The following is a 16,264-nucleotide window of genomic DNA, read 5'->3' as shown; positions in this document are numbered from 1 at the left end:
CGTCGTGAACGCTGGTCCCGTCGCGCGAAATGTTCGCGTTCTGGTCTTTCGGTCCCGAATCACTACATTGCTGCCATCATGTCCGGATTTCCAGACGATATTCCCTTCTTCGACGAGGACGACCGTCCCCGCCGCCCCTCCCCCGCGCCAGCGCAGGGCGGCATCGCCGCGCGCGCCATGGCCGCACGTCGCCCCGCCGCACCGCCGATCGATTATCTGAGCGGGCTCAACCCTGAGCAACGGCGCGCCGTGGAAACCACCGAAGGCCCGGTTCTCGTGCTTGCGGGCGCCGGCACGGGCAAGACGCGCGTTCTGACGACGCGCATCGCGCATATATTGTCGTCCGGCCTTGCCTATCCCTCGCAGATTCTCGCCGTCACCTTCACCAACAAGGCGGCGCGCGAGATGAAGACGCGCATCGGTGTCCTCGTCGGTGAGCAGGTGGAAGGCATGCCTTGGCTCGGTACCTTCCACTCGATCGGTGTCAAGATACTGCGCCGCCACGCCGAACTCGCAGGCCTGAAGAGCGGCTTCACCATTCTCGACACCGACGACGTCATTCGCCTGATCAAGCAGTTGATCCAGGCCGAGGGACTGGACGACAAGCGCTGGCCCGCACGCCAGTTCGCGCAGATGGTCGACGGCTGGAAGAACAAGGGCCTCGGTCCGAAGGAAATCCCCGAAGGCGACGCCCGCGCCTTCGCCAACGGCAAGGGCCGCGAACTCTACGCCGCCTATCAGGACCGGCTCCAGACGCTGAACGCCTGCGACTTCGGCGACCTCCTGTGCCACCCGATCCGCATCTTCAAAAGCCACCCGGACGTTCTGGCCGAGTACCACCGTCGATTCAAATACATCCTCGTCGACGAGTATCAGGACACCAACACAGCCCAATATATGTGGCTGCGCCTCCTCGCCCAGCGGCCTAGAGGTGTGCCGGGAGGACGCTCGCCAACGGTCTCTAGAGACACACAGGTGCGCGATCCTTCATCTGGCGAAACAGCGTCGTATACGGCCGAAGGCCGAGCAGCCGACCGGCTGCCGCTCGACTTTTCGGGCGCGCCCGCGCAGGCCGGCGAGCGAAGCGAGCGCTCGGCCGCGAGCGTAAACATATGCTGCGTGGGCGACGACGACCAGTCGATCTACGGCTGGCGCGGGGCGGAGGTGGACAACATCCTGCGCTTCGACAAGGATTTTCCCGGCGCGGCCATCATCCGGCTGGAGCGCAATTACCGTTCGACGGCGCATATCCTCGGCGCGGCCTCGCACCTGATCGCGCACAATGAAGGCCGGCTCGGCAAGACGCTCTTCACCGACCAGGCCGACCCGGACGACGGGCGCGTCATGGTCCACGCCGCCTGGGATTCGGAAGAGGAAGCCCGCGCGGTCGGCGACGAGATCGAGGCGTTCCAGCGCAAGGGCACCAACCTCAACGACATGGCGATCCTCGTGCGCGCGTCCTTCCAGATGCGCGAGTTCGAGGACCGTTTCGTCACGCTGGGCCTCAACTATCGCGTCATCGGCGGCCCGCGCTTTTACGAGCGGCAGGAGATCCGCGACGCGATGGCGTATTTCCGCGTCGTCGCGCAACCGGCCGACGATCTCGCCTTCGAGCGCATCGTCAACGTCCCCAAGCGCGGGCTTGGCGAAGCGACGATCCGCCTCGTTCACGACACGGCGCGCGCCCTGCGCATTCCGATGCTGGAAGCTGCCGCGAAGCTTGCCGAAAGCGACGAGTTGAAGCCCAAGCCCCGCGCCGGCCTGCGCGAGGTCGCCGCGAACTTCGCCCGCTGGCAGGCCGCGCTCGAAACGATGCCGCATACCGAACTTGCGGAAATGATCTTCGAGGAAAGCGGCTATACGGACATGTGGAAGAACGACCGTTCTGCCGAAGCGCCCGGACGGCTCGACAACCTCAAGGAGCTGATTCGCTCCATGGAGGACTACGAATCGCTGCGCTCGTTCCTCGAGCATGTCGCGCTCGTCATGGATGCCGAGCAGAAAGAGGAGATGGACGCCGTCTCCATCATGACGCTTCATTCGGCCAAGGGTCTGGAATTCGACACCGTGTTCCTGCCGGGCTGGGAGGAAGGGCTGTTCCCGCACCAGCGTTCGCTCGACGAAGGCGGGCGCTCGGGGCTGGAGGAAGAACGCCGCCTTGCCTATGTCGGGTTGACGCGCGCCAAGAAGAATCTGCATCTGTGGTTCACGTCGAACCGGCGTATTCATGGCCTGTGGCAATCGACGATCCCCTCGCGCTTCCTGGAAGAACTGCCGGAGGCGCATATCGAGATCGCCGAAACCGGCAACACATATGGCGGCTATGGCGTCGGTCACGATGGCGGCTTCGGCGGCAGGCGCAACCCTTACGGCTCGTCGCGCTTCGACGATGCTGGCTCTTTCTCCAACACCTATGCCACGCCCGGCTGGCAGCGTGCGCAGAAGAACCGCACCGACGCGACTGACCGCAACTGGGGCTCGCGCTCCGGCCATCAGGTCGAGCGCATCGGCTATGGCGAACCAGATTCGGGTTTCGGCGCCGGACGCGGCTCGGTCAAGGGTCGCACGATCGATGGCGAACTTGTGGCGAAATCGGTCGCCGAAACGCCGTCTGCTTTCTCGGTCGGCGACCGCGTGTTCCACCAGAAATTCGGCAATGGCAACATCCGAAACGTCGAAGGCAACAAGCTGACCATCGATTTCGATAAGGCCGGGCAAAAGCGCGTGCTGGACGGGTTCGTCACGGCGGCATAACGCCTTTGCGTGCATTTATATTTTAATGCACTTTTAAGTTGTATATGCGATTTTGCCTCTGCACGGCAATGGTGCCTTGCAAAGCTCCGCTTTCGGGCGGTTCGCTTCCGGGACCTCTTCCGTCACACCACCCCCGCGGCGGAAGGGGTTTCGCGGACCGCTTCGATGCAGGGACCGGGGTTCCATGCGCGCTATCGCCCTTGCAGCATCCATTCTTCTTGCGTGGCATCAGCCGTCCGCCGCCGAAGAATCCCAAACAGCTCCATTCCGGGCCGACATGTCCGTTTCCCGTCATTACACCGACAACGCGCTCGATGATCCGCTTGCGGTCTCCGACTGGTACTCGCTGATGCGCGGGTCTCTGTCGGGCGATTTCGATCACGATTTCGGTCGAACGACGCTGACGCTCGACGGCGAACTGCGCCGCTTCGACACGTTCACCATCGAGAACGATGGCGCGATCGGCCTGGAGGGAACGACCAATATGCGTCTCTCCGGGTCGGCGGAGATCCAGGCCGGCGCGTTCCTGCGCGGCCAGCGCAAGGGCGACGCGATCGTCCTCGACGATCTGGCGATCGGGACGACGACGGACAAGATTCTGGGCGGCGCGAGCCTCATCCTCGGCTTGCGGCTGACGCCGGAACTCGTCTCCACCACCGCGATTACGGGATTTCGCGAACGCGCCGGCGACACGCGCTTCGAGGACGATCTGGCGATACCGTTTCAGCTCGAACCCGACCGTGACCGCATCACGGTCTCGCAAGGTCTGACCCGTTCTCTGGACGGAGGCCGCGCCATCGGTCTGCGCGGCACGGTCGAGCGCACGGTCGTATCGGAAGTTTTCGACGAGCCGGTCGCACTCGATCGGCTTCAACTTCGCGGCGAAGTGGGCTGGCAACGGGAAGACGGTCTGGCACTTGCGCTGGCGGCCGGCGCCGACTGGCTTCGTGCGTCCTTCGATCTCGTCGATATCGTCCGTCCGTCGATCGAGGCGACCGCCATCGTTCCGATCGGAACCGTGAAACTGCGCGGAGCGATCAGCACCGCCTTCGACACCGGCGATACGGACGATCTTCTGGTGTCCTGGCTGCGGCGCGGCGAGATCGAGCTTCTCGTTCCGCTCGCCGAAAAGCTGGCGTTCAAGACCGGCATCTTCGGCGAATTGCGCGACAATCTCGTCCTCGCCTATGCCGAAGAGCGGCGCGGCATCTATGGCGAACTCGGCTGGCAGGCGGGCGAAAGGGTCACGCTCCTGCTTCGTCTTGATTACCATCGGCACGATGCCGACGAGATCGGCTTTGCGAAATCCCGACTGGATGCATCCTTCGGGCTGCGGACACAGCTTTGAGCACGGCACGCCAAAACGGGCGACCCATGCGGACCGCCCGTTTTATCGTGATCGGCCTCAACGACGGCCCTTGACCGAATAGCGCTGGCTGTTGCCGCCCAGGATGCCGAGCGTCGCGCCGTTCAAGACACCGCCCAGAATGCCGTTGCCGGTCTTGTTGCCGTTGAGAATGCCCGAAACGACATTGCCCGAGGCGATGGGCGAGTTGTTCAGGATGCCCAATCCGTTGAGCAGGTTGACGTTGCCCGTGCGCACGGTCGGCGAAACATTGATCAGGCCGCTCGAATTGGCGCTGGAATTATGGCCGCCCCAGCTTCCGCCTCCCCAGCCGCCGGCATGAGCCGACATACCCGAAAGAGCCAGAGTAGCAGCAGTGACCGTAGTGATAATGAACGTCTTCATGTGAGTTCTCCCTCTCGATAATCGCTTCGATCAGTTTGCTTCCGAGAAGAAGAAAGCCACAACAGATGGGTTAACACAATCTTAAATTGCATTCATTCGTCGATACAACCTATATACAGACGATTAACTTTACCGCTTCACCTTAATGCAGACGATTTGAGATAATTTTTACTGTTAGCGATCATTGTATTTCCCAACAAAATCCTCGATCGACAGCGCCTGCATATCCGGTATCGCGGTTGCCAGCCGCTCATGCGGCCAGTCCCACCAGGCCATCTCCTGCAAGGCGGCGATCATTTCGGGCGAAAACCGATGGCGCAGATGCCGCGCAGGCGCGCGGGCCACGACTTCGTAAGGCTCGACATCGCGCGTCACGACCGCATTCGCGCCGATCACCGCCCCGTTCGCGATCGTGACGCCCGGCGTGACGACCGCGCCATGCCCGATCCACACATCGTTGCCTATGGTGACGCGGGCGTTGCCGCGCCGTTCGCGAAACTCGGCATCGACGCCTTGAAAGCGGAAATACTCGTTCGGCCGATAGGTGATCTTGTGCGTCGTCACGCGCTCCATGGGATGCTCGAGCGTGTTGAGACGCACATTCGCTGCGATCGAGCAGAACTTCCCGATCGAGCAGTAGATCGCCTCGCCATGGCGCTCGAAATAGGAAAAATCGCCGACCTCCACATCGCGCAGGATGACGCGCGCGCCGACCGAAACGAACCGTCCGAGCCTGCAGCCCTTGAGTTCTGCGGTTGTATGGATTTTCGGCTCGGAATCGTGTGGCAGGAACTGGGTCATCGCAAAAGCGTGTAAGGTTCGCCGGGCATGGCGGCAAGATGACATCTTTCGGGCAACGCGCAGGCAGATTATATCAATTCCATGATCAAAGGTCAGTTCACCGTGCCTGTTCTTCTAGCCGCCGGAGCGATCCTGGCGTCCGGTGCGACCGGGCTTGCCTTCGCCGGCTGGCTCGACAACGGCGCGCGCATCTTCATGACGATGGCCGAAAGCGGCCTTGCCTGGTGCTTTTGACCTCTCCACCAATCGAACCGGATAATTGCCGATATGCGAATTCTCGTCCTTGCCAGCGTGATCGTCGTTGCAGCCGTCGTCGGCTGGGTCAGCTTCGACTGGTATTCCAGCCGCAATGCGGGCCAGGCTTTCGGTGATCCGTTCGCGCTGGTCGACCAGCGCGGCGAGGAGATCACGGAAGCTGCCTTTCGCGGCCAGCCGTCGGCCGTCTTCTTCGGCTTCACCTATTGCCCCGAAATCTGCCCGACGACGCTCTATGAGCTCGACGGCTGGCTCGACCAGATGGGTTCGGAAGGCGAGGATATCCGCGCCTACTTCGTGACGGTCGATCCCGAACGCGACACGCCGGAGATCATGAATGCCTATGTCGGCAACGTCTCCGACCGCATCACCGGCATCACCGGCGAGCCGGCGAAGATCGAGGCGATGGCCAAGTCCTTCGGCATCTACATGAAGAAGGTTGAGCTCGAAGGCGGCGACTATACGATGGACCACACAGCGTCGATCATTCTGCTCGACAGCGCAGGTGACTTCCTTGGCACCATCGCCTATGGCGAGAGCCCGGAGATGGCGCTCGCCAAGTTGAAGCGTCTCGCCAATAGCTGATCATTCAAAGGAAGTACCGGGTGGGCCAGACCAGACTTTTCTTCAGCGCCGCCAAGAGCGAGGCTGAGGCCGCCTTCCGCAAGCTCGAAACCCTGCTCGAGGATGACGGCTTTCCGCTGTCGATTTCCGAACTCGACGAAGATGCAGGCATCGACGAGGTCTCGGTCTATGCCGAAACCGAAAATGCCGAGCTTCGAAAACTGATCGAAGACATCATCTCGCAGACGGCCCCGTCCGCAACCCTTGCGGACGAATCGCTCGATGATGTCGATTGGGTCGCGAAATCTCTGGAGGGCTTGAAGCCGGTCCGGGTGGGCCGTTTCCTCGTCCACGGCGCGCACGACCGCGCCAAACGTCGCATTGGCGATCTCGCTATCGAAATCGAGGCCGGGCTGGCATTCGGCACCGGCCATCACGGCACGACGGCCGGCTGCCTGGAACTCATCACCGAGGTCGCGCGTCGCGAACCACCGCGTAACGCGCTCGATCTTGGAACAGGCAGCGCCGTTCTGGCGATTGCTCTGGCGAAGTTCTGCCGCGTTCCCGTTCTGGCCACCGACATCGATCCGGTTGCCGTGGATGTGGCCAAGGCGAACATCCGCCTCAATCAGACCCACGCCTATGTCGATGCCGTCACTGCGGCCGGCTTCCATCATCATGTCTTCGCCAGATGGCAGCCTTTCGACCTGATCGTCGCCAATATCCTTGCACGCCCGCTGATGGCGCTTGCGCCGCAGATGGCGCGCCACCTCACGCCGGGCGGCTCGCTTATTTTGTCAGGGATTCTGGAACGTCAGCGCGAGGCGGTGATCGCGGCCTATGTCGGGCAGTCGTTCCGGCATGTGAAGACGATCCGTCGCGAAGGCTGGGTCGCGCTCCACCTCAAGCGATAATTCGCCCATAAAGAAAGGGCGGCCCTTCGGACCGCCCTGCCTGAACAGGTCTGAACTCGCCTGAAACTCAGTAGAGGTACGACGTCGTCGCGCGCTTCGCGAGGTCTTCGCGCTTGTAGCCGTTCGCGCGCAACGTCTCATCGTCGAGCATGAGAAGGGCACCGTTCACATAACGATCCGCCTGACGCGTACGTGCCTCGACGATGGCGCTCATCGCGTTGCTGAAAAAACCGCGCTTTGCTGAATTTGCCATGACGCTTCTCCTTGATCCGGTTGGAAGAACGATCCTCCACGCCCAAAAAGGTAAGGAATGCTGACCTACTTTACCAGCGACACGCTTGCATGGCTGCCATGTTATTTTGCAATTGCGAAATATACGCTGCGCCGCAGCATTCCATTCCGGCCGCCAAGTGTTCCGAACGCGCCACAGCCGCGCCAGACCATGATGCCGAAAAGTGGGAACCGGTTTTCGGACGACATCATGGTCCGACTCTTTATTTTGCCGCATGTCTGCGACGCCAAGTGATTCCACTTGGCTGCATGATGCTCTAAGGATCATGCCTCGCAGTTTGGAGACGGCCATCATGTTCCAGAGTTTCGAAAGCCACAGCGACTCCCGCCAGGGAACGGAACGTGTGCCATTGCTGCGCCGGGAATTGCAGCGCGCGAACATCGACGGTTTTGTCGTACCGCGCGCCGACGAGCATCAAGGCGAATATGTCGCCGCCCGGTCCGACAGGCTGAAATGGCTGACGGGCTTCACCGGATCGGCGGGCGCTGCCATCGTGCTGATGGATCGCGCGGTGATTTTCGTGGACGGTCGCTACACGCTTCAGGTGCGCTACCAGACCGACGAAGACACCTTTTCCTATGACAGCCTCGTCGACAACCCGCCCACGAAATGGATCGCTGGCAATCTGCCCGCAGGCGTCCGGCTCGGTTTCGACCCATGGCTGCACACGGTGGCGGAAACGAAGGCGCTGCTCGCGGCGGTGGAGAAGGCCGGCAGCGAACTCGTGCCGCTCGCCGTCAATCCGATCGATACGATCTGGCAGGACCAACCCGATGCACCGAAGGGCGCGGTTGCGATCCAGCCGGTCGGCTTTGCCGGCGAACTGGCAAAGGACAAGATCGCGCGCATGGCGGATGCGATCGGCGAAGCGGGCGCGACCCATACGGTCGTGACGGACCCGTCCTCCATCGCCTGGATCTTCAATATAAGGGGGGCTGACGTCGATCACACGCCCCTTGCGCTCGCCTTCGCGATCCTGCCCGCCGAGGGCCGCCCTTCCCTTTTCATCGATCCCGGCAAGCTCGGCATCGAGGCGAAAGCCTATCTGACGCAGCTTGCCGAACTCCACGCACCCGCCGCACTCGAACCGGCACTGCGCAAACTGGCGGCGGACGGCGCGACGATCGGGCTCGATCCACAACTGGCGGCCGAGCGGTTGCGCATGACGGTCGAGGACGCCGGCGGCAAGACGATCGATCTGCCCGACCCCGCCCGCCTGCCGCGTGCCTGCAAGAACGAAGCCGAACTCGACGGCGCACGCGCCGCCCACCAGCGCGACGGCGTGGCGATGGCACGGTTCCTGTCATGGCTGGATGCGCAAAAGCCGGAAACGCTGGACGAGATTTCGGTCGCAAGCCATCTGGAATCCTGCCGCATCCGCAGCGGCGAGGAAGTCCAGATGCCGTTACGCGACATCTCCTTCGACACGATTTCGGGCGCGGGACCGAACGGCGCGATCATGCATTACCGCGTGACGACCAAGACGAACCGGAAACTTTCGGCCGGCGAACTCTATCTCGTCGATTCCGGCGCCCAGTATCAGGACGGTACAACCGACATCACGCGCACGGTCGCGATCGGCGCGCCGACCGACCAGATGCGCCGGCACTATACGCTGGTGCTCAAGGGTCTCATCGCCATCTCGACGCTGCGTTTTCCGACCGGAACGCGCGGCATGGACATCGACCCCTTCGCGCGGCATGCGCTGTGGCAGGCCGGCCTCGATTTCGCCCACGGCACCGGCCACGGCGTCGGCTCGTTTCTGAGCGTCCACGAAGGCCCGCAACGCATCGCGCGAACCGGCACGCAAACGCTGCTGCCGGGCATGATCCTGTCGAACGAACCCGGCTACTACCGGCCCGGCGAATACGGCATCCGGCTCGAAAACCTCATCGTGGTACAGGATGCCACGACGACCGAGGACGGCGAAATCCCGATGCACGGCTTCGAGACGCTGACACTTGCACCATTCGACAGGCGGCTGGTCGACGTCTCTTTGCTGGATGTATCGGAAATCGCCTGGCTCGACGCCTATCACGCGCGCGTGGCTACCGAACTCGCCGATCTCGTCGACGACGATGTCAGGCAATGGCTGGAAAAAGCCACCGCGCCGCTGTCAGAATAAATTGCGGCCGGCGATCAGCACCGCCGCACCGACGAGGAACATCGTCATTAGCCCGCCGCGCCATCCGACAATGGCGGCAACGGCGAGCGCCGCCAGTTCCGCAGGTCCCCCCGTATAGGCGGCAGGCGCGACGAGCGTGGTCAATACCGCCGCCGGCACAGCGTCAAGCGCGGCTTCCACGCGCGGATGAATGCGATTGAAGCGGGACAGGACGAGATGGCCGCCGATCCGCGACAGATAGGTCGCGACCGCGCCTGCAAGGATGATCCAGACCGTCGTCGTCATACGCCTTCGCCTTCCTTGGTCCGGATGGGCATGAAGGCGGCCAACGCCATACCTGCTATGGCCCCGACCGAGACATGCCAGGGCGACCCGATCGTCTCATAGGCGATGATCGACGTAATCGCGCTCGTCGCGACGATCGGCCACCACATCGGCCGCATGCGGAACGACAGCACCAGCCCGAGGAAGTAGATCGGCAGAAGGAAGTCGAGCCCCAGCGCATAGGTGTTGGGAATGAGGCCGCCGAACGCGGCACCGACATAGGCCTCCAGCACCCACATGATGTAGACGGGAATCACCATGCCCATGAACCATGGGAAATTGACCGCCAGCCCGCGCTCACCGCGAGCCTCCGCTTCGGCATAGGCCGGATCGACCAGAAAGAAGAAGCCGAAGGCACGCTGCGGCGAACTCCAGTGCGGTACGCGCCGCCCGACTGCCGCCGAATAAAGCACATGGCGGAAATTGACCGCGAAGATCGACAGCACGATCAGCCATGGCGCGACGTGCTGCCCGAAAAGGTCGAGGCCAACCATCTGGCTCGCGCCGGCAAAGACGGTCGCGCTCATCAGCACCGCTTCGCCGACCGTCATTCCGTTGTCGACCGCAAGCGCGCCGAAGAGCACGCCGAAAGGCGCGGAAGACAGGATGACGGGAGTGCTGCGGCGCATGCCGCGCATGAATTCTTCTGTGAGGAACATGCGCTCTCTTAGGTCAGCACTCTTGTCCTGTCACATGAAAAGACTTGGCACAGTCATCAATGAAACGAAGCGATCACCGACCGACACGCTCGAACCACTGATCTTCATCGATGACTTCGATTCCGAGTTCGCTCGCCTGCTTGAGTTTGGAGCCCGCCCCCGGCCCGGCCACCACCAGGTCGGTCTTCTTCGAGACCGAACCTGCGACCTTCGCGCCGAGCCGCTCGGCCATCGCCTTGGCCTCGTCGCGCGACATCTTTTCGAGCGAGCCGGTGAAGACGACCGTCTTGCCCGCGACCGGCGACGAAACAGCCTGCGGCGCCTCTTCATCACGCGGCTTCATCTGGCCGAGCAGATCGTCCACGGCGCGGATGTTCTGCGCTTCGGCGAAGAACTCCACCAATGCCTCGGCGACCACCGCACCGATGCCGTTGACGCCGACGATCTCCTGCCATCCGGCGCTGCCCGGATCGCCCTTTCCTTGCGGCATCTTGGCTTCGCTCGCAGCAATCCGCAGCGCCTCGAAACTGAGGAAATGCCGTGCAAGACGCTTCGCGTTGGTCTCACCGATATGGCGGATGCCCAGCGCGAAGAGGAAGCGCGAATGTTCCACTTCTCGCCGCGCATCGATGGCGGCGTAGAGCTTCTTCACGGAGACCGCGCCGAAGCCGTCGACATTTTCCAGTTTCGCAAGCGAGCTCTTTTGGCGCTCTTCCAGCGTGAAGATGTCGGCCGGTGTCCTGATCGAGAAATTCGCGTCCGAGTGATTGTAGAAGAACTCGATCTGCTTTTCGCCCAGTCCCTCGATGTCGAGTGCGTTGCGCGAGACGAAATGCCGGATACGCTCGACCGCCTGCGCCGGGCAGACGAGCCCGCCCGTGCACCGGCGCACGGCCTCACCCTCCTCGCGCACCGCATGGCTGCCGCAAGCCGGACAAATATCCGGAAAGACATAGGGCTGGGCGGCCTTCGGTCGCTTTTCCGGCAATATGTCGAGGATTTGCGGGATGACGTCACCCGCGCGCTGAACGATCACCGTATCGCCGACGCGAATGTCGTGCCCGTCCGAGCGAATGCCGATGCCCTTGATGTAGTCCTCATTGTGCAGCGTCGCATTGGTGACGACGACGCCGCCGACCGTCACCGGCTTCAACCGCGCGACCGGCGTCAGCGCACCGGTGCGGCCGACCTGAATGTCGATTGCGTCGAGTTCAGTCATCGCCTTTTCGGCCGGAAACTTGTGCGCCGTCGCCCAGCGCGGGCTGCGCGAGCGAAAGCCCAGCCGCTCCTGAAGCGCCAGATCGTCGACCTTGTAGACGACGCCGTCGATGTCATAGGGAAGGTCCGCGCGCCCGGCCTCGATAGCACGATAATGCGCCACCATCTCGTCAAGCGATCTACAGCGTTCCATCAGCGGATTGACCGGGAAGCCCCATTTTCCAAGCCGCGCAACGGCCTCGAACTGCGTCTCGCCAAGCGGTTCCGACGTCTCGCCCCAGGCATAGGCGAAGAAGCGCAAAGGCCGCGTCTTCGTCACGTTCGAATCGATCTGGCGCAGGCTGCCGGCCGCCGCATTGCGCGGATTGGCGAAGACCCTGCCGCTTTCGGCCATCCGCTCGTTCAGCGCCATGAAGTCCTCGCGGGCCATATAGACCTCGCCTCGAACTTCAAGAACATCCGGCGCGTCCTTGATCCGATTCGGGATTTCCGAAATCGTGCGGATGTTCGCCGTCACGTTCTCACCGGTCGTCCCGTCCCCGCGCGTCGCGGCCGTGACGAGTTCTCCGTCCACATAGCGCAGCGACATGGACAGCCCGTCGATCTTCGGTTCGGCGGTGAAGACGAGTTCGTCATTGGGTTTCAGCGACAGGAAGCGCCGCACCGACTGGACGAAATCGGTTACGTCCGCATCGGAAAAGACGTTGTCCAGCGACAGCATCGGCCGCGAGTGGCGAACGGGCGTAAATGCCCCCGCTGGCTCGGCCCCAACTTTCAGGGAGGGTGAATCCTCCCGCACGAGTTCGGGAAAATGTGCTTCGATCGCGGCATTGCGCTGGCGCAATGCGTCGTAGTCCGCATCGGAAATCTCGGGCGCGTCCTTGCCGTGATAGAGCTTGTCATGCCGCGCAATTTCCGCGCTCAGCGCCGCGAGTTCCTCAGCAGCTTCCTCCGGGGTCAGGTCATCGACGGGTTTTTCAGCATGGGTCATGGTATGAATTTCCGGTGGAACTGCACCGCAAAATAGCCGGAAACGTCCCACGCTCAAGCGGAGCTTTCAGGCAGCCCCAAGCAAACGCTTCGCTGCCGCCCGCGCTTCGTCGGTAATCGTCGCGCCGGCCAGCATGCGCGCGATCTCTTCCTGGCGGGCATCGAGGTCCATCGCCGCGACGCGCGTGGCGACGCCGTCGTCATTGCCGGATTTGGAGATGAGATAGTGCGTCGAGGCACGCGCGGCGACCTGCGGCGCGTGCGTGACCGACAGCACCTGCACCCGCTCGGACAGGCGCGCCAGCCTTGCGCCGATCGCATCCGCCACCGCGCCGCCGACGCCCGTGTCGATCTCGTCGAAAACCAGCGTGGGCGCGGACCCCCGGTCGGCAAGCGCCACTTTGAGCGCAAGCAGAAAGCGAGACAATTCACCGCCCGACGCCACTTTCATGATCGGCCCTGCCCGCGTGCCGGGGTTCGTACGAACCCAGAATTCGATCTGGTCGATGCCGAATTCTCGGCGATCGTCCGGTTCGGATTTCATTTCCACGATGAACGCTGCCCGTTCGAGTTTCAGCGCCGGCAATTCGTCCATCACGGCACGGGCGAGAAGCTCGGCTGTGCCGGCGCGCAACTCCGACAGATGCAGCGCCTTTTTATCGAACGCCGCCCGCGCATCGCGCGCATCCTTTTCGAGCGCCTGAAGGCGTTCCTCGCCTGCATCGAGGTCGGCGAGATCGGCCAGCATCGTGTCGCGCAATTCGGCAAGGTCGTCCACGTTCACGGAATGCTTGCGGGCGAGCGCTCGCAGGGCGAAGAGGCGTTCTTCCGCCTGTTCCAGCACCTGCGGATCGAATTCGATCGCCCGCAGCGCCTCGTCCACGGCGGTCTGCGCGGCATCGAGCGAGATCAGCGCCTCGTCGAGCGGCAAAATGATCGGGTCGAGCAGCGCCGGCGCTTCCTCCGCCTTGCGTTGCAGGCGTCGCAACAGGCTGGCCAGTTGCGGCACGGCAGACCCCTGCCCCGAAAGCACGTCGAGCGCGTCGTTGATCTCGGTCGCGATCTTTTCCGAGCGCATCATGTCGGCGCGTTGCTCGGCAAGATGCGTTTCCTCGCCGGGCTGCGGATCGAGCTTGCCAAGTTCGTCCACCGAGGCGCGCAGATAGTCCGCCTCGCGCGCGGCCGCATCCACCTTGGCGCGATGGCGCTGCAACTGCACTTCCAGATCGCGCCAGTGCCGATGGGCACGCGCGACGCTGCGCGCTTCACCAAGATGACCGCCGAAAGCGTCAAGCAGGTCGCGATGGGCCGTCACGTCCACCAGCGCCCGGTCGTCATGCTGTCCGTGGATTTCGACCAGAGCCCGGCCGACCTCGCGAAGAAGCGCTACGCTCGCCGGCTGATCGTTGATGAAGACACGGCTGCGACCGTCGCCGGTCTGGATACGCCGCAGGATGATGTCGCCCTCGTCCTCGACGCCGTTTTCGCGCAGGAGTTCACGCGCAGAATGTCCGGCCGGAATGTCAAAGACGGCGGTGACGTTGCCCTGCCCCGCGCCGTGTCGAACGAGAGACGCGTCCCCGCGCGCGCCGAGCGCCAGCGAGAGGGAATCGAGCAGGATCGATTTGCCGGCGCCCGTTTCGCCCGTCAGCACCGAAAGGCCGGAGCGGAAATCGATGTCGAGCCGCTCGATCAGGACGATATCGCGGATCGACAGATGAGCCAGCATGAAGCGTTAGGGTCAGCTTCGCCCGAACAATGTCGAGCCGGCCCTCGAAATCCACGATCCCGAGTTTTCGCGTGGTTGAAGCCCGCCCGATTGCAGGAGCGCGTAGGAATCGCGGTACCACTGGCTGTCCGGATAATTGTGTCCGAGCACGGCTGCGGCCGTCTGCGCTTCGGACGCGAGGCCCATCGCGTAATAGGACTCGGTCAGCCGTGCGAGCGCCTCCTCGACATGGCGCGTATTGGAATAGGTCTCCACGACGAGGCGGAACCGCTTCACAGCCGCGACATATTCGCGACGTTCCAGATAATAGCGCCCGATCTGCATTTCCTTGCCGGCAAGCTGGTCGCGGGCATAGCGGATCTTGGTATTGGCATCCTCGACATATTCGGAATCGGGCCAGCGCTGCGTGACGGCTTCCATCGCCTCGATGGTGCGGCGCGCGTCCGCCTGGTCCTGCGTTACGTCCGAAATCTGGCGCCAGTAGCTGAGGCCGACGATGTACTGTGCATATGCCGCTTCCGAATCGTTCGGATAAAGCTGCACGTAGCGGCGCGCGGAATTGATCGCGTCCTGGTAATTGCCCTGCCGGTACTGCGTGAACGCGCTCATCACCATGGAGCGCCGGGCATATTCCGAATAGGGATGCTGGCGATCCACCGCCTCGAACTTGCTGGCAGCTTCGCTGAGCCGGCCGGCTTCCAGATTGGCAAGGCCCTGATTGTAGAGCGTGTCGGCAGGCTCGACGCTTTCCACATAATTGGTCAAATCCATCGCATCGTCGGTCGACGCGCAGGAAGCGAGCGCGAAAGGCATGGCGAATGCGGCCGCCAGAAGCAAGGCGGGTCTGGCGCGACGGGTCTGGCGCTCTGTGCGTTCGAACGTGTCGATGGGCATTGCCCCTCCGGCAAAACTTAATGGCAATTGCCAGTCTTAGAGCATAACGACCGGCTGGCAGCAACGCTATGGTAATGTATTGCCGCAATTTTGTGGCGGCGTCGGCCACATTCGTCAAACCACCTCGAACGCATCGGGCGAGGACAACAGCGCGTCGAGCGCCATCGCATTCATCCGGTGACCGGCCCTGAACGAGCGGTAGAGCCCCGTGATCATGCTCCCGCCAATGGCAAGATCGCCCACGGCATCGAGCGCCTTGTGGCGGACGAACTCGTTTGCGAAGCGCAGACCGCCTGCATTGACGACCCGGTCGTCCTCGCCGATGACGACCGAATTCTCCAGCGACGAGCCGAGCGCGAGACCGGCGGCCCACAGCCTTTCGACATCGCGCATGAACCCGAAAGTGCGCGCCGGCGCGATCTCGCGACGATAGGTTTCGGGCTCCAGATCGAAGGCGATCTCCTGCCGGCCGATGGCAGGCGACGGAAATTCGATGGCGACTTCGAAGCGGTTTCCGTCATGCGGAACGAACTCGGCACATGCCGGTCCGTTTTCGACTCGGATTGGACGCAGGACCCGGATCGCGGCCTTCGTCGCTTCCTGTCGCTCAAGCCCAACCGCGTCGATCATCTCGACGAAATTCAGCGCGCTGCCGTCCAGGATCGGAATTTCCGTACCTTCGATCTCGATCCCGACATTGTCGAGCCCGATGCCGCAAAGCGCGCTCATCAGATGCTCGACGGTGCCGACATGGAAACCGTTCGGATCGCCGAGCACGGTGGAAAGTTCAGTCGACGCCACGTTCTCGCGCCGTGCAGCAAGCCGCTGGCCGGTCTGCATATCGACGAAGACGATACCCGTATTGGGGTCGGCGGGCCGCAGAACGAGCCGCGCCTCGCGGCCGCTATGGACGCCGATTCCTTCGATCGTCGCCTCGCTCGCCAGTGTCGTCTGAAATGTCGTCATGCGCTTTCCGATACGAAGTTCGCGCGAAC

General features: G+C 62.8%; 16 protein-coding genes. 7 read left to right on the top strand and 9 right to left on the bottom strand.

The features are described 5' to 3' along the window. Positions 1-78: 78 nt before the first annotated feature. Positions 79-2,754 carry an ATP-dependent helicase gene (locus tag GTW25_RS14710; protein WP_252912965.1) on the top strand — a complete coding sequence of 892 codons (2,676 nt, stop codon included), beginning with the start codon at positions 79-81 and terminating at the stop codon, positions 2,752-2,754. A gap of 277 nt (positions 2,755-3,031) precedes the next feature. Further along, the gene (locus tag GTW25_RS14705) at positions 3,032-4,102 is read left to right on the top strand and encodes a hypothetical protein (RefSeq protein WP_252912964.1); all 1,071 of its coding nucleotides are present in this window, start codon (positions 3,032-3,034) and stop codon (positions 4,100-4,102) included. 57 nt (positions 4,103-4,159) lie between these two features. Here GTW25_RS14705 and GTW25_RS14700 read toward each other — a convergent pair whose 3' ends face one another. Continuing rightward, a complete protein-coding gene (locus GTW25_RS14700; protein WP_252912963.1) occupies positions 4,160-4,504 on the bottom strand; it encodes a hypothetical protein in 345 nt (114 codons plus the stop codon). A gap of 174 nt (positions 4,505-4,678) precedes the next feature. Further along, the gene (locus tag GTW25_RS14695; RefSeq protein ID WP_252912962.1) at positions 4,679-5,305 is read right to left on the bottom strand and encodes a DapH/DapD/GlmU-related protein; all 627 of its coding nucleotides are present in this window, start codon (positions 5,303-5,305) and stop codon (positions 4,679-4,681) included. A gap of 81 nt (positions 5,306-5,386) precedes the next feature. On the opposite strand from GTW25_RS14695, the gene GTW25_RS14690 reads away from it, so the two are divergent. From GTW25_RS14690 to GTW25_RS14680, 3 genes are read left to right on the top strand one after another with little or no spacing between them, the layout of a single operon-like run. Beyond that, complete coding sequence (locus GTW25_RS14690) at positions 5,387-5,539, top strand: hypothetical protein (protein ID WP_252912960.1); 153 nt, start codon at positions 5,387-5,389, stop codon at positions 5,537-5,539. Between the two features lie 33 nt (positions 5,540-5,572). Then, on the top strand, positions 5,573-6,145 hold the full coding sequence (locus tag GTW25_RS14685; protein ID WP_290128052.1) for an SCO family protein: 573 nt from the start codon (positions 5,573-5,575) through the stop codon (positions 6,143-6,145). A 20-nt stretch (positions 6,146-6,165) separates the two neighbouring features. Further along, on the top strand, positions 6,166-7,038 hold the full coding sequence (locus tag GTW25_RS14680) for a 50S ribosomal protein L11 methyltransferase (RefSeq protein ID WP_252912958.1): 873 nt from the start codon (positions 6,166-6,168) through the stop codon (positions 7,036-7,038). A gap of 67 nt (positions 7,039-7,105) precedes the next feature. On the opposite strand, the gene GTW25_RS14675 is transcribed toward GTW25_RS14680, so the two are convergent. Then, entirely contained in the window at positions 7,106-7,291 is a 186-nt protein-coding gene (locus tag GTW25_RS14675; protein WP_252912956.1) for a hypothetical protein, read from the bottom strand. A gap of 57 nt (positions 7,292-7,348) precedes the next feature. Between GTW25_RS14675 and GTW25_RS14670 the strand changes: the two genes are divergently transcribed. After that, the gene (locus tag GTW25_RS14670; protein ID WP_252912954.1) at positions 7,349-7,564 is read left to right on the top strand and encodes a hypothetical protein; all 216 of its coding nucleotides are present in this window, start codon (positions 7,349-7,351) and stop codon (positions 7,562-7,564) included. Positions 7,565-7,622: 58 nt separating this feature from the next. Beyond that, the gene (locus GTW25_RS14665) at positions 7,623-9,455 is read left to right on the top strand and encodes an aminopeptidase P family protein (protein WP_252912952.1); all 1,833 of its coding nucleotides are present in this window, start codon (positions 7,623-7,625) and stop codon (positions 9,453-9,455) included. On the opposite strand, the gene GTW25_RS14660 is transcribed toward GTW25_RS14665, so the two are convergent. The 6 genes from GTW25_RS14660 to lpxC all read right to left on the bottom strand — a co-directional run bounded on the left by GTW25_RS14660 (position 9,447) and on the right by lpxC (position 16,235). Further along, positions 9,447-9,740 (bottom strand): AzlD family protein, encoded by a 294-nt coding sequence (locus GTW25_RS14660; RefSeq protein WP_252912950.1) that lies wholly within the window; start codon positions 9,738-9,740, stop codon positions 9,447-9,449. The genes GTW25_RS14665 and GTW25_RS14660 overlap by 9 nt on opposite strands. Further along, on the bottom strand, positions 9,737-10,438 hold the full coding sequence (locus GTW25_RS14655; protein WP_252912948.1) for an AzlC family ABC transporter permease: 702 nt from the start codon (positions 10,436-10,438) through the stop codon (positions 9,737-9,739). Before GTW25_RS14655 ends, GTW25_RS14660 begins: the two co-directional genes overlap by 4 nt. Before the next feature lie 73 nt (positions 10,439-10,511). Next, on the bottom strand, positions 10,512-12,647 hold the full coding sequence (ligA, locus tag GTW25_RS14650) for an NAD-dependent DNA ligase LigA (protein ID WP_252912947.1): 2,136 nt from the start codon (positions 12,645-12,647) through the stop codon (positions 10,512-10,514). 66 nt (positions 12,648-12,713) lie between these two features. Next, positions 12,714-14,375, bottom strand: coding sequence for a DNA repair protein RecN (gene recN, locus GTW25_RS14645; protein WP_252912946.1), 1,662 nt, complete (start codon positions 14,373-14,375; stop codon positions 12,714-12,716). Positions 14,376-14,387: 12 nt separating this feature from the next. Then, positions 14,388-15,269, bottom strand: coding sequence for an outer membrane protein assembly factor BamD (locus tag GTW25_RS14640; RefSeq protein WP_290128051.1), 882 nt, complete (start codon positions 15,267-15,269; stop codon positions 14,388-14,390). A gap of 114 nt (positions 15,270-15,383) precedes the next feature. After that, positions 15,384-16,235: a UDP-3-O-acyl-N-acetylglucosamine deacetylase gene (gene lpxC / locus GTW25_RS14635; RefSeq protein WP_252912945.1), complete on the bottom strand. Its 852-nt coding sequence runs from the start codon at positions 16,233-16,235 to the stop codon at positions 15,384-15,386. Between the last annotated feature and the right edge of the window lie 29 nt (positions 16,236-16,264).

It is taken from the genome of Aliihoeflea aestuarii (genome assembly GCF_024105665.1).
Classification (GTDB): domain Bacteria; phylum Pseudomonadota; class Alphaproteobacteria; order Rhizobiales; family Rhizobiaceae; genus Aliihoeflea; species Aliihoeflea aestuarii.
Note: the sequence above shows the minus strand (reverse complement) of the source record. Positions and strands in the feature narration are given on the sequence as shown.